At 69.4% G+C, this 19,776-nt stretch carries 17 protein-coding genes and 2 tRNA genes; 10 read left to right on the top strand and 9 right to left on the bottom strand.

The window, feature by feature from the left end:
- Positions 1-144 precede the first annotated feature (144 nt).
- Together L0M17_RS17445 and L0M17_RS17440 are read left to right on the top strand one after the other, a co-directional pair.
- On the top strand, positions 145-2,307 hold the full coding sequence (locus L0M17_RS17445) for a RecQ family ATP-dependent DNA helicase (protein WP_241055674.1): 2,163 nt from the start codon (positions 145-147) through the stop codon (positions 2,305-2,307).
- A gap of 101 nt (positions 2,308-2,408) precedes the next feature.
- Positions 2,409-2,497: transfer RNA gene (locus tag L0M17_RS17440), tRNA-Ser, on the top strand.
- A 428-nt stretch (positions 2,498-2,925) separates the two neighbouring features.
- Here L0M17_RS17440 and L0M17_RS17435 read toward each other — a convergent pair.
- On the bottom strand, positions 2,926-3,126 hold the full coding sequence (locus L0M17_RS17435; RefSeq protein ID WP_241055673.1) for a hypothetical protein: 201 nt from the start codon (positions 3,124-3,126) through the stop codon (positions 2,926-2,928).
- Between the two features lie 334 nt (positions 3,127-3,460).
- Entirely contained in the window at positions 3,461-5,557 is a 2,097-nt protein-coding gene (locus tag L0M17_RS17430; protein WP_241055672.1) for a prolyl oligopeptidase family serine peptidase, read from the bottom strand.
- 103 nt (positions 5,558-5,660) lie between these two features.
- On the opposite strand from L0M17_RS17430, the gene L0M17_RS17425 reads away from it, so the two are divergent.
- Complete coding sequence (locus tag L0M17_RS17425) at positions 5,661-7,634, top strand: FAD/NAD(P)-binding protein (RefSeq protein WP_241055671.1); 1,974 nt, start codon at positions 5,661-5,663, stop codon at positions 7,632-7,634.
- Between the two features lie 46 nt (positions 7,635-7,680).
- Here L0M17_RS17425 and L0M17_RS17420 read toward each other — a convergent pair whose 3' ends face one another.
- Both L0M17_RS17420 and L0M17_RS17415 read right to left on the bottom strand, forming a co-directional pair.
- Positions 7,681-8,484, bottom strand: a complete 804-nt coding sequence (locus L0M17_RS17420; protein WP_241055670.1) for a VOC family protein — start codon at positions 8,482-8,484, stop codon at positions 7,681-7,683.
- A 216-nt stretch (positions 8,485-8,700) separates the two neighbouring features.
- Positions 8,701-8,791: transfer RNA gene (locus L0M17_RS17415), tRNA-Ser, on the bottom strand.
- Positions 8,792-8,875: 84 nt separating this feature from the next.
- On the opposite strand from L0M17_RS17415, the gene L0M17_RS17410 reads away from it, so the two are divergent.
- From L0M17_RS17410 to L0M17_RS17380, 7 genes are all read left to right on the top strand, one after another.
- Positions 8,876-9,859 (top strand): NAD(P)H-quinone oxidoreductase, encoded by a 984-nt coding sequence (locus L0M17_RS17410; RefSeq protein WP_241055669.1) that lies wholly within the window; start codon positions 8,876-8,878, stop codon positions 9,857-9,859.
- Positions 9,860-9,915: 56 nt separating this feature from the next.
- Entirely contained in the window at positions 9,916-10,566 is a 651-nt protein-coding gene (locus L0M17_RS17405) for a bacterial proteasome activator family protein (RefSeq protein WP_241055668.1), read from the top strand.
- 8 nt (positions 10,567-10,574) lie between these two features.
- On the top strand, positions 10,575-11,015 hold the full coding sequence (locus L0M17_RS17400) for a hypothetical protein (protein ID WP_241055667.1): 441 nt from the start codon (positions 10,575-10,577) through the stop codon (positions 11,013-11,015).
- An 89-nt stretch (positions 11,016-11,104) separates the two neighbouring features.
- Positions 11,105-11,959, top strand: a complete 855-nt coding sequence (locus tag L0M17_RS17395) for an aldo/keto reductase (protein WP_241055666.1) — start codon at positions 11,105-11,107, stop codon at positions 11,957-11,959.
- Positions 11,960-12,488: 529 nt separating this feature from the next.
- A complete protein-coding gene (locus L0M17_RS17390) occupies positions 12,489-13,028 on the top strand; it encodes a very short patch repair endonuclease (RefSeq protein ID WP_308196894.1) in 540 nt (179 codons plus the stop codon).
- A gap of 66 nt (positions 13,029-13,094) precedes the next feature.
- A complete protein-coding gene (locus L0M17_RS17385) occupies positions 13,095-13,763 on the top strand; it encodes a hypothetical protein (RefSeq protein WP_241055665.1) in 669 nt (222 codons plus the stop codon).
- Positions 13,760-14,053, top strand: coding sequence for a DUF2795 domain-containing protein (locus L0M17_RS17380; RefSeq protein WP_241055664.1), 294 nt, complete (start codon positions 13,760-13,762; stop codon positions 14,051-14,053). Before L0M17_RS17385 ends, L0M17_RS17380 begins: the two co-directional genes overlap by 4 nt.
- Before the next feature lie 18 nt (positions 14,054-14,071).
- Here the strand turns inward: L0M17_RS17380 and L0M17_RS17375 are convergent, their stop codons facing one another.
- The 5 genes from L0M17_RS17375 to L0M17_RS17355 are packed head-to-tail and all read right to left on the bottom strand — an operon-like array spanning position 14,072 to position 19,772.
- The gene (locus L0M17_RS17375; protein WP_241055663.1) at positions 14,072-15,187 is read right to left on the bottom strand and encodes an enolase C-terminal domain-like protein; all 1,116 of its coding nucleotides are present in this window, start codon (positions 15,185-15,187) and stop codon (positions 14,072-14,074) included.
- Entirely contained in the window at positions 15,184-16,974 is a 1,791-nt protein-coding gene (locus L0M17_RS17370; protein ID WP_241055662.1) for a thiamine pyrophosphate-requiring protein, read from the bottom strand. The genes L0M17_RS17375 and L0M17_RS17370 overlap by 4 nt, the downstream gene beginning before the upstream one ends.
- A gap of 1 nt (position 16,975) precedes the next feature.
- Entirely contained in the window at positions 16,976-18,676 is a 1,701-nt protein-coding gene (locus tag L0M17_RS17365; RefSeq protein ID WP_241055661.1) for a GMC family oxidoreductase, read from the bottom strand.
- A complete protein-coding gene (locus L0M17_RS17360) occupies positions 18,673-19,290 on the bottom strand; it encodes a gluconate 2-dehydrogenase subunit 3 family protein (protein WP_241055660.1) in 618 nt (205 codons plus the stop codon). Before L0M17_RS17360 ends, L0M17_RS17365 begins: the two co-directional genes overlap by 4 nt.
- Positions 19,287-19,772, bottom strand: coding sequence for a hypothetical protein (locus tag L0M17_RS17355; protein ID WP_231567747.1), 486 nt, complete (start codon positions 19,770-19,772; stop codon positions 19,287-19,289). Before L0M17_RS17355 ends, L0M17_RS17360 begins: the two co-directional genes overlap by 4 nt.
- Between the last annotated feature and the right edge of the window lie 4 nt (positions 19,773-19,776).

Here is a 19,776-nt window from a genome sequence, read left to right as displayed (position 1 = left end):
CATCCTTCTGTTGGCACTGAGAATGGGTGTGATTCCACCGTATCGGGCCGCCGGAACTGGCGGGAGCCAGAAGTGTCAGACGTCACGGGGATACTTGAAAGCATGGTCCGGAGTTCCAGTCACATCGCCCCCGCCCGAGGTTCTATGACGTTTTCTGACAGCGACGCTCCCGGCTCTGACGAGCTGAGGGGGCAGGCGCTCGAGGTGCTCCGGAAGCTCGTGGGCCGCGACGACGCCGCCTTTCATCCGGGGCAGTTCGAGGCCATCGAAGCGCTCGTTGCGCATCGGCGGCGGACGCTCGTCGTTCAGCGCACAGGCTGGGGCAAGTCGGCTGTGTACTTCGTCGCGTCGCTGCTCCTCCGCGCCCGCGGTGCCGGTCCCACCCTCATCGTGTCCCCGCTCCTCGCCCTCATGCGGGATCAGGTCGAAGCAGCCGCGCGCGCCGGGGTGCGCGCCGTCGCCATCAACTCCGCAAACCGGCTCGAGTGGGACGAAGTGCATGCCGCGCTCGCCGAGGATGCCGCCGACGTCGTCCTCATCTCGCCCGAACGGCTCACCAATCCGGCGTTCCGCGAGCAGCAACTCCCCGAGCTCCTGGCGCGCACCGGCCTGCTCGTGGTCGACGAGGCTCACTGCATCTCCGACTGGGGCCACGACTTCCGGCCCGATTACCGCCGAATCGCTGCGCTGATCGACGAGCTTCCGCCGTCCATTCCGGTGCTCGCGACGACGGCGACGGCGAACGCACGCGTCGTCGCCGACGTCGAGGAGCAGCTCGGGGCAGACGTGCTGACGCTGCGCGGCCCCCTCGGCCGGGATTCGCTGCGCCTGGGAGTCCTGCGGATGCCCGATCCGGGTCACCGTCTCGCGTGGCTCCTGCAGCACCTCGGCGACCTTCCCGGGAGCGGCATCATCTATACGCTCACGGTCTCGGCCGCGGAGGACACCGCGCGGCTCTTGGCCAACGCGGGCTACCGCGTCCTCGCCTACACCGGCAAGACCGATCCGGCCGAGCGCGAGGACGCCGAGCGCCTGCTCAAGGGCAACGAGGTCAAGGCTCTCGTGGCGACGTCCGCGCTCGGCATGGGCTTCGACAAGCCGGACCTCGGCTTCGTCGTGCACCTGGGGGCGCCGTCGTCGCCCGTCGCCTACTACCAGCAGGTGGGCCGCGCGGGCCGCGGCGCCGCCCACGCAGACGTGCTCCTACTCCCCGGCGCGGAGGACCGCGAGATCTGGCGCTATTTCGCGACCACCTCGATGCCCGACCGTGCCAAGGCCCACGCCGTCCTCGACGCGCTGGCGGCGGCTGGCGGCCCGCTCTCGACGGTGGCGCTCGAGGCACAGGTCGAACTCCGCCGCACGCAACTCGACCTCCTGCTCAAGGTGCTCGCGGTGGACGGCGCGGTTGAGCGGGTCGGCGGCGGGTGGCGGCACACCGGCGCGCCCTGGAAGTACGACGACGAGCGGTACCGCCGGATCGCCGCGGCCCGGGAGGCGGAGCAGACCGCGATGGTCGCGTACGAGGAGACCTCCGCGTGCCGGATGGAGTTCGTGACGACGCAGCTCGACGACGAGACCGCTGCTCCGTGCGGCCGCTGCGACAACTGCGCGGGGAGGTGGTTCCCCACCGAGGTGGACCCCGGGCTGCTCGAGAGGGCGGGGGAACAGCTCCGCCACTCGGGTGTGCCGATCGAGCCTCGCGCCCAGTGGCCGAGCGGAATGGACAAGCTCGGTGTCCCTGCCAAGGGCCGCATTCCGGCTGCCGAGCAGCTTTCGGAGGGACGCGTCCTCGCACGCCTCACAGATCTTGGGTACGGGGGAGCGCTGCGCGAGCTCTTCGCTGCCTCCGCCTCGGACGGCGAGGTGCCCGCGGGGCTTCGGCCCGCCGTCGTCGAACTCCTCGCAGGCTGGGCCCGCGGGGACGGGGCGAACGGGCCATGGAGCGGCGCGGGGCGGCCGGCGGGGGTGATCGCGATGCCGTCGGCGACGCGACCTCGGCTCGTCGAATCGCTCGCCCGGGGCATTGCCCAGGCCGGTCGGCTGCCCTATCTCGGGGCGCTCTCTCGGACCCCCGCCGCCCGGGCGGGCCAGGCGGGCGGGAACTCGGCGTTCCGGCTCGCGTCGGTGTGGTCCGCGTTCGACGTCGGCCCCGAGCTCGGCGCTGCCGTCGTCGGGCTGGGCGGGGCTCCCGTGCTGCTCGTGGACGACCTCGTGGACAGCCGCTGGTCCCTGACCGTCGCGGGACGGCTCCTGCGCCTTGCGGGGGCCGGGCCCGTGCTGCCCCTCGCGCTCGGGCAGGCTGGGTGACCCTCCGGCCTTCCCTTGCGCCGTCACCTCCGCAGGGTGGGGTGGCTCGCTTTGCGTCCGTCCGGTCGTTCTAGGTACGCTTGGGGAGCTAGCGATAGCAAGGAGACGTGCCAGAGCGGCCGAATGGACTTCACTGCTAATGAAGGGTCCGGGGAAACTTGGACCGGGGGTTCAAATCCCCCCGTCTCCGCATCGTGAACGCCCCCGGTTCTGCACCGGGGGCGTTCTGCTTTGTCGCCCCCCGGCGTGTGCCGGGGTGCCGTTCCGCGTTCGTGGCGGCCCCGTTCGGCCTTCGCGCCGGGGTGCCGTTCGGCCCTCCCACCCGCGCCCGTATCCCCCTCCCACCCGCGCCCGTATCCTCCTCCCACCGACGCCCGGGGTGGTGTCTGGCGGAGGAAGTCACCTTCTCGCACAGAAGTCACCCTCAAGAGCACTTCTCCGCGACAAGGTAACTGCGCGGACGCCCACCGCGCCTCGTCGGTTGCAAAAAAGGCTGCGACGGGCGTGCTTTTCAGCGAGGCAGAGTAGGTGACGCGAGCTCGAGTTGTAAACGAGCCCATCTTTATGCCGAGACGTCCGACACGACCCGGCGTCGCCCCTCCGGAACTGCAGCGTGCATCAGGAGTGGCGAAGGGCAACTATCCAGCCGACAGAGTTGGTGAAGCGCTCCCCCTCAAGGGCGGGGTCGGCATGATACTGGGCGAAGATTCCCAAAGTCGCTTCTCCCGATATTCCCAGCGCGGAGCAATCGACCGAATACCGACTGCCGTGATAAAGCGTTTCTCTCGTCACGAGATCGCTTGCGACGAGATCGATCATCGCGTTGGGAGGTCCAGCCGGGTCGATCTCAGACTGCTTTCCTAGGAATACCGAAAGCTCGAACGCTGCGGGAGCCACCACCGACGAAAGCTCGAGTGACAGTCGCTCGGACCCAACGATAGACCCGAATTTTGACAGGTCTTGCGAATTGTCCTTCGCGGATGCGGGGAGTCCCGGAGACTTCCAGTCCACGGCAGTGTGCGGAATCAGTGATGGTCCGATTCTTAGGGTGGGCGGGTGTGTGTCCACCCCCGGATGTTCACCCAGTTCCACTCGTGACTCCACCGCTCTCGGTTCGATTCGTACGCCCGGCTGCGCAGTTCCCAGACAGGTCTTACCCCCGCAGCGACCGCCACAGGAACGCCTGGCTCCGCGCCTGGAGTGCCGCCGCCTGACGGTTGTTCGAAGCACCGGCGTGGCCTCCTTCGAGGGCCTCGTGGTACCAGACGTTCGGGATGCCCATCGCGAGCATGCGTGCAGCCATCTTGCGCGCTTGGACGGGACCGACCCTATCGTCGGACGTCGCGGTCCAAATGAACGTGTCCGGATAATCGACGCCGTCGCGCAGCAGATGGTACGGCGAGAACGTTTTGATGAACTCCCACTGTTCGGGCACGTCCGGGTCGCCATACTCAGCGATCCACGAGGTTCCAGCCGAGAGCTTCGTGTAACGGCGCATATCGAGGAGCGGAACGCCGCATGAGATGGCGCCGAAGAGGCCGGGGTAGTTGACGAGCATGTTCCCCACGAGGAGGCCGCCGTTCGAGCCACCTGTGCAGCCGAGGTGCGCGGGCGAGGTCACCTCGCGGCGGATGAGGTCGCGCGCGACGGCGGCGAAGTCCTCGTAGGCGCGGTGCCGGTTCTCCTTGAGGGCCGCCTGGTGCCAGGCCGGCCCGTACTCGCCCCCTCCGCGGATGTTGGCTACGACGTACACGCCGCCGCGCTCGAGCCAAGCTCGGCCGATCACCCCGCTGTACGCCGGCGTCCGTGAAATCTCGAATCCGCCGTAGCCGCTCAGCTGAGTGGGATGACTCCCATCGAGCTCGAGGTCCTTGGGGCCCACCTGGAAGTACGGCACCTGCGTCCCGTCCTCCGATGTCGCAAAGTGCTGCTCAACCAAAAAGCGGCTCTCATCAAAGAACGACGGCGCCTGCTTGACCTGCTCGTGACTCCCTCCGATGCTCCCACGGAGAAGCGTCGTCGGCGTGAGGAACCCGGTCGCGATGAGCCAGTAGTCGTCGCCTGCCTCGGGATCTTCATCGTCGACCGCGTGGCTTTCCACAAGGTGCAGTGGCGGGCACGCGTCCAGCTCCTCGGCGGTCCAGTCGGCCGAGGGCGGCGTCGGTGGCGTGAGGACGCGGATCTCCGACGACACGTCGCGGAGGAGATTCACGAGCAGGTGATTCCGCGTCCAGCTCCACGACTGGAGCGAGGTGTGCGCATCGGGGGCGAAGAGCAGCGTGAGGTCCCGGGATCCACCCAAGAAGGCCTCGAAGTCGGCGGCAAGCAGGGAGCCGCCGCGATGCACCGTTCCCTCCACCTCCCAGTCGCGCTGGGGCCGGAACAGGAGCCACTCGCGGTGAAGGTCGATGTCGACATCAGTCGGCACGGGAATCTGCTGCCACGCACCGTCGCGCCACACCGAATGCTGGACATCGAAGAAGCTGATCCGGTCGCTCGCGATGAGCCGCTCGAATCCGGGGGTGTCGTCGAAGCCGCCGCTCGCCATGAGGTGGTCGGCGGGCACTTCGAAGATGACTTCGGCGTCCTCGAGCGCGATGCCGCGCGGGAGCTTCCGCACGATCCGCGGGTACGAGGACATCGTGACAGCATCGGTGCCGAGCGTCGATGAGACGATGAGCGTGTCGGCGTCGAGCCAGTCCGCACCGCCCTTCGCCGCGGGCAGCGAGAAGCCGCCCTCCTCGGCGGAGACGAAGGCTCGGTCTTCGACGTCGTACTCCCGGAGCGCCGAGGCATCGCCGCCGTCGGGCGACAGCCGCACGACACAACGGCGCCACGACTTGCCGTCCTCGGGCCGGAGGAAGCTCGCGCCAGCCCAGACCCACTCGACCCCCTCGTTGGCGGCGAGCGCATCGACGTCGAGCAGGACCTCCCACTCGGGCGAGTCGGTCACGTAGCTCTCCCACCGCGTGCGCCGCCAGAGCCCCTTGGGGTTCTGGGCGTCCCGCCAGAAGTTGTAGTACCAGTCGCCCCGCTTCGTGACCATGGGAATGCGGTCCTGCGAGTCCATCACCTCGAGGATCTCGGCCTCGAGCTCGGGATAGTCGCCGGTCTCGAGGAGTTCCTCGGTCCGCGCGTTCTGCTCCCGGACCCAGTCGAGCTGCTCGGCCCCGTGGATGTCCTCTAGCCAGAGGTTCTCGTCCACTGGTTCCTTGGGGACAGGGGTGAGGGTCTGCGCCGGATCCGTCATGCTGCTCATCCTCGCACGGGCCACCGACAGCGCAAGTGGTGCGGCCTATGCATCGCCTGTGACGCCGAAGAGAGCGTCGGAACGAGCGGGCTAAGCTCAAAGGATGATCCGAGGAGGTGCACGAACGCGGCTACGTGTCGCCGTCGTCGGGGGCGGCCCGCGGGGGGCGTCCGCCGTCGAACGCCTCCTTGCCAACTGGGCGACGGCGGACCTCGCTTCCCGAAGCGAGCCCGACCGCGAGCTCGAGGTCACGGTGTTCGACCCTTTCGAGCCGGGCCCCGGCAAGGTCTGGCGGACGGAGCAGCCGCGCGAGTTCCTCATGAACACGCCGTCCTTCTTCCCGACGCTCATCCCGTCCGAGCCTGGACTCGCCGAACCCCTCGCGGGAAGCTGCTTCGACGCCTGGCGCGAGGCACGTCAGGCGGAACTCCGGGGAGGGGCGCCTACCGGACTCGAACCCCAGGAGGAGGCGGAGCTCGCTGCACTCGAGCAAGCCGACTTCCCGCCGCGGGCGCTCTACGGGCGCTATCTCACCGAGACGTTCGCCGCGGTCGTCTCCGAAGCCCCGCCCAGCGTCGCCGTCAAGCACGTCCGCGAGGAGGTCACGCGCTTGGGGCGCACGCCCCACGGATGGGCCCTCACGACCCGGGACGGCCGCGCACGCGAGGCGGACGCGGTTGTCCTCGCGCTCGGCCATGTGCCCTCCAAGCTGAATCAGACCCAACGTGGGCTCGCCGAAGCGGCCGCTCGCCTCGGCCTGATGTACCTGCCTCCCGCGGCCCCCGCCGACGTCGACTGGGATGCCCTCCCGGGCGGCAGCACCGTCCTTGTGCGCGGGATGGGACTCAACTTCTTCGACGTCATGGTCCGGCTCACCGAGGGCCGCGGCGGGCGCTTCAAGGAAGGGCCGAACGGTCGGCTCGAATATGTGGCCTCGGGTCGGGAACCTCGCCTCGTTGCAGCCTCCCGGCGCGGCGTCCCCTATCGGGGCAAGGCCGAGTTGGGGGCCTACTATGCGCCCAGCGTCCGGCTCCGCTGGCTCACGCGGGCCGCCGCGCTCGCCCCCCGGAAGGCAGGCCTCACGCCGTCGTTCGACGCCGACCTCTGGCCGCTGCTGCACCGCGACACGCTCTGGGCGTACTACTCGACCCTCGCCCGGGTCTCGCCCGAGGAGGTCACGCCCGGGTTCCTCGAGGCGCTCGACGCCGCGCTCGCCGTCCCGGGTCCAACATGGGAGGAGCAGGCCGAAGGGGTCGTCGAAGGCGCCATCCGCGCGGAGCTCCGCCTCGACCTGCGAGGCCTCGGGGCTCCGCTCGCTGGCCGTCACTTCGCGGACCGCGCCGAGCTCGACGCGAACGTCCTTGCGTACCTCGACGATGACGCCGCCGGCTCGGCCCGCGGAGAAGACGATCCCGTCAAGATGGCGATCGCCGCGTTGCATCGCGGCCGCGCTGTCCTCAAGGAGGCGGTGGCCGACGGCGGGATCACCGAGGAGTCGTGGGTCGCCGGTCTGCGCGGCTGGTTCGAGGGCCTCGTGGAGGGGCTTGCGAGCGGGCCCCCGCCCCTGCGCATCCGCCAGCTCGCGGCCCTCATCCGCGCGGGTGTGCTGAGCACCGTCGGTCCCGAACCCCGGTTCAGCGTGGATCGCGGGGCGGGCTGCTTCGTCGCGGAATCGCCCTGGGTGGGCGGGCGTCCCGTCTACGCGGCGGCCATGGTCGAGGCCCTCGCGCCTGCGAACGTTGTTGGCGCGGCCGACTCGACGCTGCTCGCCGGGCTCCTCGCCGACGGGCTTGTGCGTCCCAAGTACCTTGCGGGCGCTGACGGAGTTCCCCGACCAGCGAGCGGGCTCGACGTCACGGCGCCACCGTACCGGCCCCTCGACGTGAACGGGCACCCAGTCGGGGGCCTGTATGTCCTCGGGCTCCAGCTCTCTGCCGTCCAGTGGGGCACCGCCATCGCTGCCGAGTCGCATCCGTTCGGTGCTCCCGGCGAGGCGGACGACGGCGCCCCCTATCCGAGCGCGCAGCGCACCCTGCGTGACGCGGACGCGGCGGCGAGGGACATCCTGGGCGTCTAGAACATCCCGGGCGTCTGGAACGACGGCGTGCTACTCCGACGGCGGGCTACTCGCCCTGCTCTCCGCCCTCGCCCTGCCACAGGTTCTGGTGGATGAGGAAAGCTGCGCCGAGCGGGTCCGTGAGGGTCGCGATCCGGCCGAACGGGGTGTCCTCCGCGTTGCGGACGACTTGGCCGCCTAGCCGCCGCGCGGTCTCAACGGCCGCGTCGGTGTTCTCGACACCCCAGTAGATCTGCCAGTTCGACGGGACGCCCTCCGGCAGGATCCCCTCGGCGTCCATGACGCCGGCTTTTGCCTCGCGGCCGCCGCCGAGAGTCGTGTACCGGAACTCGTCCGTGTCGCTCATGGTCTCGGTCTCCCAGCCGAGCACGTCCTGATAGAACTTCACGGTCTGCGGATAGGCGCGGGAGAGGACCTCGAACCAGACCGGCGAGCCAGGCTCCGCGAGCCGCCCGAAGCCTGTGTGGCCGGTGGGCTGCCAGCCGCCGAAAGCAGCCCCGCCGGCGTCGCTGAACATCGCCATCTGCCCCTGCTCGGGGACCTCCGTGGGCGGCATGAAGACCTGGCCGCCGCCTTCCTGCACCATGACGGCGGTCTTCTTGATGTCTTCGGTCAGGAGGTACACCGTCCAGACATCCGGCATGGTGTCCTGTTCGGGCATCTTCGGCATGATGCCGGCGACCTGCTCGCCGTCCTTGAACGCCGTCGTGTAGCCGCCGTATTTGTCGGGATCGCTGCCCTCGAAGGTCCAGCCGAAGAGCTCGCCGTAGAAGGACTTCGCTTTCTCGAGGTCGCTCGTCATGAGGTCTGCCCAGCAGGGGGCTCCTGGGGTGAGATCAGGCTTGGGCATCGCTGCTCCTTGCAATGGTTGCCGCAATGGTTGCTGATGGTGGGTTGCATGTGCTGCCGACCCTGCCGACGCTATAAGCGCCCACCGACACTTTCAAGGGGCGCCTGCCGTGCTCGGTTGGGAAGACCCGTGGCGACTCGCGAGTGAGCAGCAGCTGCGGGTCAGAATGCTCGCAACCCGCAACTGCTGCTCACTCAAAAGGCCCTGCGAAGGGTGTGGCGGAAGGTAAGGGATTTGAACCCTTGGTACGGGGTTACCGCACACTGGTTTTCAAGACCAGCTCCATAGGCCGCTCGGACAACCTTCCTTGTGCCTAGTAGTGTTTCATAGGCATCAGACTTGACGAAACCGACGGCATCCGGAACCGATGCCGGATGCCTCGGGAGGAAGCATGAAGGCCGTTTACATCGCCGAGCCCGGCGGCCCGGAAGCCTTGCAGGTTCGCGAGGTCGACGACCCGGTGCCTGGCCCGGGCGAGGTGCTCATCGACGTCGTCGCCGCCGGGATCAATCGGGCAGACGTCCAGCAACGGCGCGGCTTCTACCCTCCGCCGCCTGGTGCCTCGGAGGTGCCCGGCCTCGAAGTCTCGGGGCGCATCTCGGCGTTCGGGCCCGACGTCGTGCGCCCGTTCTCGGCGGGGGACAGGGTCGTCGCGCTCCTGGCCGGCGGTGGCTACGCGCAGAAGGTCGCCGTCCCCGCCGAGCAGGTGGTGCGCATCCCTGAGGGCGTGGACCTCGTCACGGCCGCGAGCCTGCCTGAGACCGCGGCCACCGTGTATTCGAACCTCATGATGACGGCGCAGCTCCAGCGGGACGAGCTCGTCCTGATCCACGGGGCGACAGGCGGGATCGGCACCATGGGGGTGCAGATGGCGAAGGCCTTCGGCGCGCGGGTCGCCGCGACGGCCGGGAGTGAGGAGAAGGTCAGCACCGCGCGGGCCTTCCTCGGCGTCGATCTCGCCATCAACTACCGCGAGCAGGACTTCGTCGAGGCCGTGCGTGACGCGACGGACGGGCGCGGCGCGGACGTGATCCTCGACGTCGTCGGCGCGAAGTACCTCGAGCGCAACGTCGAGGCGCTCGCGCCGTACGGCCGCCTCATCGTCATCGGACTCCAAGGTGGCGCGAAGGCCGAGCTTAACCTCGGACTCCTCCTCAACAAGCGTGCGGCGATCATCGGCACGGCCCTCCGGCCGCGGCCTGTGGGGGAGAAAGGCGTCATCATGTCCGCCGTCCGGGAGCACGTGTGGCCGCTCATCGCGGACGGGCGGATCAAGCCCCTCGTGGACAAGACCTTCCCGCTCGCGGACGTCCAGAAAGCCCACGAGTACTTCGACTCCGGAGAGCACGTGGGCAAGGTCCTCCTGACGATGTAGCCCCTCGTTTCGCCTTCGACCCATGGCCGTCGGAGCCTCGTGAGAGGATGGGCACCATGAGCGAAGCGCACGGGAGCACGTCGCCGCACGGCGGTCCACATGAGGAGCCTTTTGTGGGAACCACGCTTGACGACGACGGCGCGCAGTCCGCTGGCCGCGCCGGCGAAGGCTCCGCTCGCAACGGCGAGCAGGGGGAGCGCCCGAAGCGGACGAGCGTCCAGGAGCTCGTTGACGAGCCGGCGAAGGTCATGCGGATCGGCACGATGATCCGGCAGCTCCTCGAAGAGGTGAAGGGGGCACCGCTGGACGAGGCGGCCCGGACTCGCCTGGCCGAGATCCACGATCGCTCCATCCACGAGCTCGAGGACGGCCTCGCTCCCGAGCTCGTCGACGAACTCCATCGCATCTCCCTGCCGTTCTCCGACGACGCCGTCCCGTCCGAATCGGAACTCCGGGTCGCGCAGGCCCAGCTTGTCGGCTGGCTCGAGGGGCTCTTCCACGGGATCCAGACGGCGATCGCGGCCCAGCAGGCTGCGCACCAGCTCGCGGCCTCGCAAGTCCAGCTCCGCCAGCTCCCGCCCGGGACGATGATCGCGCCAGGCGTCGTGATCGGTGAGAACGGCGAGCCTCAGCGCGCCCCCGGCGGCCTCGAGCACGAGCGTCCGCGGTCCGACCGCCCGGAGCATGGCCCGGGCCAGTACCTCTGAGTTCACCGGTGGGAGTTCTCGGTAACGTTCTGCGCGGGCGCCGCGACGACGCGGAGCTTGGCAAGGGACTGTGGCGGCGCGCGCATGACCGCTTCCAGCGCGGGCTCGACCGTTACCATCAGGTGCTCGAAGGGGTCGACGACGACGCGCTCTACGCCGAGCTCGTGGTCATCGCCGACGCGCTATCCGACCTCCTCCCGCGCGTCCGTGCGGTCTGCGTGACGTGCCAGCGGCGCGCCCCCAGCGACGGATTCGAGGTGCCGGGCGATCTCGCCCCGGTCCACCGCGCGCTGTCCAAGGCGGGGAATGCACTGGCGACGACGGCGGAGGCGGCGGCGATGCTCAGCCTCGCCGTCGGTCCGGTGCCCGTCGGTGCGCTCTCCGTGCAGCGGCGCGCCGCGAGCGTTCTGGAGCAGGTGGAGCTCGCCGAGCGATACGTGGCCGGCTGATTTATTCCCGCTTTCGCGAAATGCGAATTGCGGCAACAACTCCGGCAACTGGCTCCATCGAGCGCGGCTCCGATGGCAGGATTGAGGGCATGGCTTCTACCGATTCCCTGACATCCCCTGTGCTCACTTTCCATGACGGCAACAAGATCCCGCAGCTGGGCTACGGGGTCTGGCAGGTCGAGGACGCGGTCGCGGAGCGCGTGGTGGGCGAGGCGTTCGAGGCCGGCTACCGGCACATCGACACGGCCGCGATCTACGGCAACGAGGCGGGCGTGGGCCGCGCGATCGCCTCCTCCGGGCTGGCCCGCGATGACCTGTTCGTCACGACCAAGCTCTGGAACGCGGACCAAGGCGCCGGGAAGGTGGTGCCGGCGTTCGAGGCCTCGCTGGAGAAGCTCGGGCTCGAATACGTCGACCTGTACCTGATCCACTGGCTCCAGCCCAAGCGGGGCCTGTACGTGGAGACGTGGCAGGAGCTGGTCAAGCTTCAGGAGGCGGGCCGGGTGCGCTCGATCGGGGTCTCGAACTTCACGGTTGAGGCGATCCAGGAGATCGAGCGCGAGACCGGGGTACTGCCGGTGATCAACCAGGTCGAGACGCACCCGTACTTCCCGCAGACCGAGCTGCGGGCGTTCGAATCCTCCAGCGGGATCCTGCACGAGTCGTGGTCCCCGCTGGGGCAGGGCAAGGACCTCCTGGCCGATCCGGCGCTGCAGGCCATCGCCGACAAGCACGGCGTCTCGATCCCGCAGGTCGTCCTCGCGTGGCACCTCGCGCTCGGGAACGTCGTGATCCCCAAGTCGGTCACGAAGGAGCGCATCGCCCAGAACTGGGCCTCCCTCGGCGTGAGGCTCGATTCCGAAGACCTCGCCGCGATCGCGGCCCTCGACAAGGGCGCCGCGGGCCGCATCGGCGCCGACCCGGCCGTCAGCGACTTCGCCTGAGGCTGCAACCCTGAGCCTGCAACCCCTGAGCCTGCAACCCCTGAGCCTGCAACCCCTGAGCTCCGGACCGCGTCCGTTCCCGACCTTGTTTCGACGCTGATTCACGTCCCCAGCGGCGTGTCGGACGGCGAGTCGCGATCTGGCGTGAGGAAACAAGGTCGGGAACGCACGACGGCGGTGGACTGGCGACGGCGGTGGGCTGGCGACGGCGGTGGGCTGGCAGATCTTGGCGGCTCACCGCCGTCGTGCGTTTCCGCTTGCGCCGTCACCTCCGCAGGGTGCACACCCTGCAGAGGTGACGGCGCGATGTTTTGGACGGGCGCGACGTTTTGGGCGGGCGCAAGGTTTGGGCGGGCGGAAGGTTTGGGCGGGCGCGACGTTATGGGGCGCGACGTTTGGGGGCGCGCGACGTTTTGGGCGGGCGCGACGTCTTGGGGGCGCGACGTTGTGGGGCCCAACCGTGAGGGAGGCGGCTTTGCGAGCGGAGGCCGTTAGAGGCGGTTTTGCGGGGCGGCGTAGGCTGGCAGGCATGAGCGAGGAGCCCGTGGCGGCCGAGTCTGCTGCGGAGGAGCCCGCGGACGGGGAGCCCGCAGCCGGGGCGCCTGATGGCGAGGGGGCTGAGCTGGCCGTGCCCGGCGTCGTCCTCTCGTGGGCTTCGACTCCGGCGATCCGGAAGACGATGCTCGGCAACCGCTCCCGCGACACTGCGCCCGAGCTCTTGGTCCGCCGAGCCGTCCACGCGATGGGCCTGCGCTACCGCGTCGCGGCCCGCCCTGTGCCGGAGCTGCGGCGAACGGCGGACCTCGTCTTCACTCGGGCGCGGGTCGCCGTCTTCATCGACGGCTGCTATTGGCACGGCTGCCCCGAGCATTACATCGAGCCCAAGCGGAACGTCGACTACTGGCGGCCCAAGATCGCCCGCAACCGCGAACGGGACGAGGAGACGACGGCGGAGCTGGCCAAGCGCGGGTGGCGGGTGCTCCGCTTCTGGAGCCACGAGGACCCGCTCGCCGTCGCCGCCGAGATCCAGCGCACGGTGAGAGGGGCATCAGACGGGCGCGATTCCTGACGCCGGGTGACTGGTTAGAGGGCCTTCCGGTGGGTAGTGGGCTGATACCTGACCGAGGAGGCTCCCGTGAACACCAGTCAGATCGTATGGCTCATCGTGGCGATCGTCGTGTTCATCGCCGTGATCGTTGTGGCACTGACCTTGACTCGCCGACGCACCGCGCGGAACCAGGAGCAGATGAGAGACCGCGCCCGGACCATGCGGGACGAGGCGGCTCAGCATGAGCTCGATATCCGTGAGCGCGAGGCCCAGGGCCTCGAGGCTCGTGCGCGGGCCGAGAAAGCCCAGGTTGAAGCGGAACGGCTCCGCCGTGAGGCCGAGGAGAAGACCGGCTCGGCGCGCGAGGGGCGCGAACACATCGAAGAGCAGCGCCGGCGCGCCGACGAGCTCGATCCCGACGTCGAGAACCGCCCGAACGACGACTCGCGGGGCCGCGGCGTGCGTGAGAGCGCAGCACGCGACAGCGCAGCGCCTGACATCGCAGCGCGTGACACCGCAGCCCATGACAGCGCAGCGCGTGACGCCGTGAGGGGCCGCGAGCGCGGCGCCCATGTGCGGACGGAAGGCACGCAGGAAGATGTGGTCCGTTCCGAAGACGGGGACCAGAATCTGCGAGACGCCCAGTACCGAAATGCGCAGGACCGAAACGCGCAGGACGCCCAGTACCAGAATCCGCGAGACGCACAGTACCGAAACGAGCAGGACACGCAAAACCGGAGTGAAGGAAGGTCATGACCGACACCGTCAACCCGATCCAGATCCAGAAGTTCCTCCAGGGCGTCGACTACCCGGCCGACAAGCAGGCGCTGGTCTCCGCGGCCAAGGACAACGGCGCAGACAGCAACGTCGTCCGCGCGGTCGAGGGCATCCCCGACCGCACCTATCAGAAGCCGACTGAGGTGAGCGAGGCCATCGTGGAGGCCGGGCGCCATCCCGAGGGCGGCAGCATGGGCCACGGCGGCGCCCCCGGTGGTGACACCGACGACGCCGCCGAGCGCGGCGACGAGCGCTTCGACGCGGGGTAAGCCCCGAAAGCCGGCTTTTTAGGCGACCCGGTAACGCTCGGCGTCCGCAGTGCGGAGTTCGAGGCCGTTGCCGGGTCGTTCGGCGTCCGGGGTGATGGTGCCGCCTTGGGGGTCGAGCGTCCCCTCGAAGAGCATCTGCTCGAGCCGGACGTGGTCGTGGAACCACTCGAGGTGCCGCAGGCGTGGCGCGGCGGCGGCGGGCGCCGCCGTGATCGCGGGCGCGCAGTGCCCCGAGAAGCCGATACCGTGCGCATCCGCGACGGCGGCGGCCCGCAGCCAGCCGGTGATGCCGCCGCAGCGGGTCACGTCGGCCTGCAGGCAGTCGACGGCGCCCGAGGCGCACATGCGTTCGACGTCGACGGGTCGGGTGAGGTATTCGCCCGCGGCGACGTCGGCGGCGACAGACTGGCGCACGAACCGGAGCCCCTCGAGGTCCTCGCTCGAGACGGGCTCCTCGAACCACGTGAACTGCGCCTCGCGCGCCGCCTGGGCGACGCGGACGGCCTGCTTCGCCGAATAGGCGCCGTTCGCATCGACGAACAGCTCGGCCTCGGGCCCCACGGCCTCGCGCGCGATGAGCATGCGTTCGATGTCGCGGGCCTCGTCGGTTCCGCGGTCCTGACCGATCTTGATCTTGGCGCGCGGGATGCTCTGCCCGAGTACCCAGCCGACGAGCTGTTCCGTGAGCCGCTCGTAGGAGTAAGTGGTGAAGCCGCCGCTTCCGTACACGGGAACCTCCGAGCGGGCGGCCCCGAGGAACTGGTGCAGCGGCAGGCCTGCGAGCCGCGCGGCGAGGTCCCAGAGCGCGCAGTCGACGGCGGACGCCGCGTATGAGGCGGCGCCCGACTGGCCCGCGTTGCGGAGGGCTCGCGCCATCGTCTCGGCGCTCGCCCGCACCGAGAAGGCATCGGTCCCCTTGACGGCTGGCTCCAGCATCTCGGAGACGACGCCGACGAGCGCCTTCGGGCCGTAGGTGTAGCCGATCCCGGTCTCGCCAGCCGCCTCGGCGTGGACGACGACGATCGTGGTCGAGTCCCACGCGAACGTCCCGTCCCCCTCCTGACCGTCCGTCGGGACGGTGTACGCCGAGGCGCGGATCGACGTGACCGAGTTCTCCGGCTTGCCCCCGCTCACTTCCGATGCCCCGGAAGCAGCTCCTGGGCCTTCGTCTTGATGCCCTCCTTGATGTAGCCCCACCGATGGGGGTCGCCGTGGACGACGCTCTTGGCAGCATTGAGTGCCTGCTCCAACGTCGCGTGCGGCGGGATGGGCGGGACGTTCGGATCCGTACGGACGTCGAGGACAGTGGGTCGCGTCGCCGTGAGCGCCTCGTCCCAGGCCGAGCCGAGGGCGTCCGGGTTGTCCACCGAGATGCCGCCGAGGCCGAGCCCCGCGGCGAACCCGGCGTAGTCGACGCTGGGGATCGCCTGGGTCATCGGAACCGTGGGCGAGCCGCTGAAGGCGCGCAGTTCCCACGTCACCTGGTTGAGGTCGTCGTTGTGGAGCACGACGACGACGAGCCGCGGATCCTCCCACTCCTCCCAGTAGCGGGCGATCGTGATGAGTTCGGCAAGGCCGTTCATCTGCATCGCTCCGTCGCCCTCGAACGCGATGACGGGACGGTCGGGATTCCCGAACTTCGCGCCGATCGCGTAGGGCACGCCCGGCCCCATGGTCGCAAGGTTGCCGGAGAGGCTTCCGCGGACCCCGGAGGGGAACCGGAGCTGCCGCGCGTACCAGTTGGCGGCGCTTCCGGAATCCGCGGCGATGATCGCGTTCGCGGGGAGACGTTCGGAGCATTCGGAGAACACGCGGAGGGGGTTGATCGGGTCGGCCTCGACGAGCGCTTCGTCGTGCATGACCTCCCACCACCGCGCGACCTTCTCCTCGATGTCCTCGCGCCAGCCGCGGTCCTCCTTGCGCACGAGCAGCGGGATGAGGGCTCTCAGCGCCGCGCCGGCATCCGCTACGAGGTTGACCTCGTAGGGGTACCGGAGGCCGACCATGGTCGGGTCCACATCGATCTGCACGCCGCGCGCCTGCCCCGGTTCGGGGAAGTAGTTCGCGTACGGGAAGCTCGAGCCGACTGTCAGAAGGGTGTCGCAGTCCCGCATCATCTCGTAGCTCGGACGGGTTCCGAGGAGGCCGATCGAGCCGGTCACGTAGGGCAGCGTGTCGGGGAGGGAGTCCTTCCCGAGCAGAGCCTTCGCGACTCCCGCCCCGAGGAGCTCGGCGACCTGCTGGACCTCGGCGGCGGCTTGGCGGGCGCCATGCCCGATGAGCATCGCGACCTTCTTGCCCTGATTGAGCACCTCCGCGGCTCGCCGGATCGCGTTCATGTCCGGCTGGACATCCGGCCACTCGATGCCGAGGCTCGAAGGAACCATCTTCATCGCGTGCGTGGGCGCCGAGTACTCGAGGTCCTGGACGTCCGCGGGAATGATGACGGCGGTCGGGGCGCGCCGTGCGCACGCGACCCGGATCGCGCGGTCGATGACGTTCGGGAGCTGCTCTGGCACCGTGACGAGCTGGACGTAATCGGAGGCGACGTCCTTGAAGAGGGTCGTGAGATCGACTTCCTGCTGGAACGATCCGCCGAGGGCCGTCCGCGCGGTCTGGCCGACGATCGCGACAACCGGCACGTGATCGAGCTTCGCGTCGTAGAGCCCGTTGAGCAGGTGGACGGCCCCGGGGCCGGACGTTGCCATGCAGACCCCGACCCGGCCCGTGAACTTCGCATAGCCGACGGCCTCGAAGGCAGCCATCTCCTCATGCCGTGCCTGCACGAGTCGCGGTCCCTCGGCCTTGCCGAGCGCGGCCACGATCCCGTTGATGCCGTCGCCCGGATAGCCGAACACCGTATCGACGTCCCATGCCCTGAGTCGCTCGAGCAGAAATTCGGCGACGTTCTGTTCCGCCATGTCAGCTCTCCTTCTGGAGTGTGAACGTTTCGGTGGGCCGACGGACGCCCTGCCGGGCACCCGCTGCAAGCCTCGTAGCCGTCCTCGCGGCGAGGGCCATGATCGTCAAGGCCGGATTCGCACTGCCTTGGGTGGGCAGGACGCTCCCATCCGTGAGGAAGAGGTTCGGTACGGCGAAGGTCCGGCAGTCGGCGTCGACCACGCCATGCTCCTGGTCCGCCGCCATCCGGGCGCCGCCCACGAGGTGGGCGTAGCGCTCGATCGTCATGACCTCGCTCGCGCCAGCCGCCTTAAGGATCTGCTCCATCGTCTCCTGGGCCGCCTTCATGAGGCGCTTGTCGTTGCCGCCGCGGCTGTACGTCACATGGGCGACGGGCATGCCGCGCCGATCCTTCTCGGCGTCGAGCGTGACCCGATTGCCCGGAAGCGGCAGGAACTCGCACAGCGCACCCAGGCACGCCCAGTGCACGTAGTCGCTCATGCGGCGTCGCAGCTCCCGGCCCCAATGGCCCTGTGCCGCGATGTGCTCGGCCCACGTGATGGGAAGCGGCGAGACGGTCTGGATCGAGAAGCCGCGTTTGTACGGCTTGGACGGATCCGTCTCGTAGAACTGCTCCGTGCTGACCTCGGGCGGTGGCGCCTTGTACATGCGCACCTCGTCCTCGAACCTCCCGCCGGTCTGGGGCGCTCCCTGGACCATGAGGTACCGGCCCACGAAGTCGAAGTCGTTGCACAGCCCGTCCGGGAAGCGCGGTGACGACGAGTTCAGCAGGAGCCGCGGCGTCTCGATCGAATACGCGGCGACCGCGACGTTCCGGGCCCGCTGGAAGCGTTCGACGCCGCCCTGCACGAAATGCACGCCAGTCGCCAAGCCGGTGCGCTCGTCGACGTCGATCCGGGTTGCGGTCGAGTTCGCCCGGATCTCCGCGCCGTGCGCGATCGCGTCGGGGACGTGGGTGATGAGCGGCGACGCCTTCGCGTCGACCTTGCAGCCCTGAAGGCAGAACCCGCGGTAGATGCAGTGCCGGCGGTGGCCGAAACGGCCGTTCGAGATCGCGACGGGACCGACGCGAGCTTCGATCCCGCACTTCTCCGCACCGCGCAGGAACACCTCGCCGTTGCCGCCCACCGGGTGCGGACTGTGCGGATAGCTGTGCGGCTCGCCCCACGGCCAGTCCTGGCCCGCGACCGGGAGCTCCTCCTCCATGTCCTCGTAGTACGGACGGAGGTCCTCGTAGTCGAGCGGCCAGTCGGCGCCCACGCCGTCCGAGGACTCGGTGTGGAAGTCGCTCGGATGGAAACGCGGTGCGTAGCCGGCGAAGTGCACCATCGACCCGCCCACTCCTCGGCCCGAGTTGTTGGAGCCGAGAGGAACGGGGTCCTCGCCGTCGATCACGCGGGGCTCGGTCCAGTAGAGGTGGTGGGATCCGGCCTCGTCGCTCACCCAGTCCCGCTCCGGCTCCCAGAACGGCCCTGCCTCGAGGACGACGACGGACCAGCCCTCCCGCGCGAGGCGTTGCGCGACGGTCGACCCGCCCGCGCCGCAGCCGACGATCACGAGGTCCACCTCGTCGTCGTCCGCGTAGCGCCGCATGCGCTCGGTGACATCCGGGCTCGAGACGGGAAGCAGCCACGCGGACTCGTTGCGGGCCTTGACGTTCGCGAGCGTCCGGACGGTCACGAGCGGGTTGGGGCCCCTCATGCCTGCTCACCGGGACGTGCATCCCGAACCTCGAAGTGCTCGCGCTTGCCGACCCCGAGGTTCGAATACCCGCGGGGATACGCCGGCCCCGGGAAGCCGATCTCGTCCCACGCCCAGGGGTGGGCGTAGAACGCGGTGCACGCGTAGCGGAGCCACAGGTTCCAGACGTGCCCGGCAGGCATGCCGTGCCATTGGCCCTCGGTCCCGTGGACCGCCTCGAGCACGGCCTCCTGCTGGGCCGCCGTCGCGTCCGCGAACCCGACGCCGTAGCGCTCGCGCGCGTCCTCGTCGATGAATCGGACCGACCGCCGCCACACCTCGCCGTCCTCGGGGAGGTCCGCGTACCGCCAACCGTCGGTCTCGCCGGCGGCCAGACGCGCGTCGACGACGTTGATGAGCGGAACGCGCGGCTCGCCCTCCTGGCCTACGAGCTGATTGAGCATTGCTGCGGCGATCCCTTCCTCCTCGGCGTTGAAGAAGCACACGTCCGGCGGCCGCCCCACGCGGGAGAGGATGAGCGAGGACGTCGCCTCGTCCCAGTGGTCCCTCAGCTCGAGCGAACGCTGCCCCGGAAAGCGGCCGCCGCCGTCGTCCTCTGGTAGTGGAAGGGTCACGACTCCCTCCTCAGGACAGACGCCAGAAGCCCCATCCCCCCGACGAGCGTCACGAGCAGCGGGGCGAGGAGCGGCGGCCCCATCTCCGAGTTGTAGCGGAACTCCTTGAAGCCGCCGGGACGCTGCGCGATCCCGCGCAGGTGGAGGTACGTGCCCTGGAGCCCGTTGGCGATGATCGCGACGCTCGCGAGTGGAAGCGCCGTGTGCGCCATGCGTGTGCTCACGACGCCGGCGACCCCCGCCGCCGCCCCCACCGGGCCGAGCACAACGGGCGCCCACATCCATGGGTCTCCGAAGCTCGCTCTGTCGTGCTCGAGATAGATCTCCGCCGCCGTGACGAGCGCTCCGGCGGCCGTGAGGCCGGAGAGAGTGCGCTCGAAGCGCCCTGTCTCGACGTTGCGGACGAGCCGCTGGATACCTCTGGGTGCGGGTGTTTGGGCAACCAATCGGCTTGCGGGACCCCGGGAGGGGATGAGCTTCATGGGC

The sequence above is a fragment of the Sinomonas terrae genome (assembly GCF_022539255.1).
GTDB classification, from domain to species: Bacteria; Actinomycetota; Actinomycetes; order Actinomycetales; family Micrococcaceae; genus Sinomonas; species Sinomonas terrae.
This window is presented reverse-complemented; position numbering and strand designations above follow the sequence as displayed.

Bases quoted from the DNA above. Each gene is read 5' to 3' on its own strand.
- L0M17_RS17445 (WP_241055674.1), top strand. From the start codon at position 145: ATGACGTTTTCTGACAGCGACGCTCCCGGCTCTGACGAGCTGAGGGGG.
- L0M17_RS17435 (WP_241055673.1), bottom strand. From the start codon at position 3,126: ATGATCGATCTCGTCGCAAGCGATCTCGTGACGAGAGAAACGCTTTAT.
- L0M17_RS17430 (WP_241055672.1), bottom strand. From the start codon at position 5,557: ATGACGGATCCGGCGCAGACCCTCACCCCTGTCCCCAAGGAACCAGTG.
- L0M17_RS17425 (WP_241055671.1), top strand. From the start codon at position 5,661: ATGATCCGAGGAGGTGCACGAACGCGGCTACGTGTCGCCGTCGTCGGG.
- L0M17_RS17420 (WP_241055670.1), bottom strand. From the start codon at position 8,484: ATGCCCAAGCCTGATCTCACCCCAGGAGCCCCCTGCTGGGCAGACCTC.
- L0M17_RS17410 (WP_241055669.1), top strand. From the start codon at position 8,876: ATGAAGGCCGTTTACATCGCCGAGCCCGGCGGCCCGGAAGCCTTGCAG.
- L0M17_RS17405 (WP_241055668.1), top strand. From the start codon at position 9,916: ATGAGCGAAGCGCACGGGAGCACGTCGCCGCACGGCGGTCCACATGAG.
- L0M17_RS17395 (WP_241055666.1), top strand. From the start codon at position 11,105: ATGGCTTCTACCGATTCCCTGACATCCCCTGTGCTCACTTTCCATGAC.
- L0M17_RS17390 (WP_308196894.1), top strand. From the start codon at position 12,489: ATGAGCGAGGAGCCCGTGGCGGCCGAGTCTGCTGCGGAGGAGCCCGCG.
- L0M17_RS17380 (WP_241055664.1), top strand. From the start codon at position 13,760: ATGACCGACACCGTCAACCCGATCCAGATCCAGAAGTTCCTCCAGGGC.
- L0M17_RS17370 (WP_241055662.1), bottom strand. From the start codon at position 16,974: ATGGCGGAACAGAACGTCGCCGAATTTCTGCTCGAGCGACTCAGGGCA.
- L0M17_RS17365 (WP_241055661.1), bottom strand. From the start codon at position 18,676: ATGAGGGGCCCCAACCCGCTCGTGACCGTCCGGACGCTCGCGAACGTC.
- L0M17_RS17355 (WP_231567747.1), bottom strand. From the start codon at position 19,772: ATGAAGCTCATCCCCTCCCGGGGTCCCGCAAGCCGATTGGTTGCCCAA.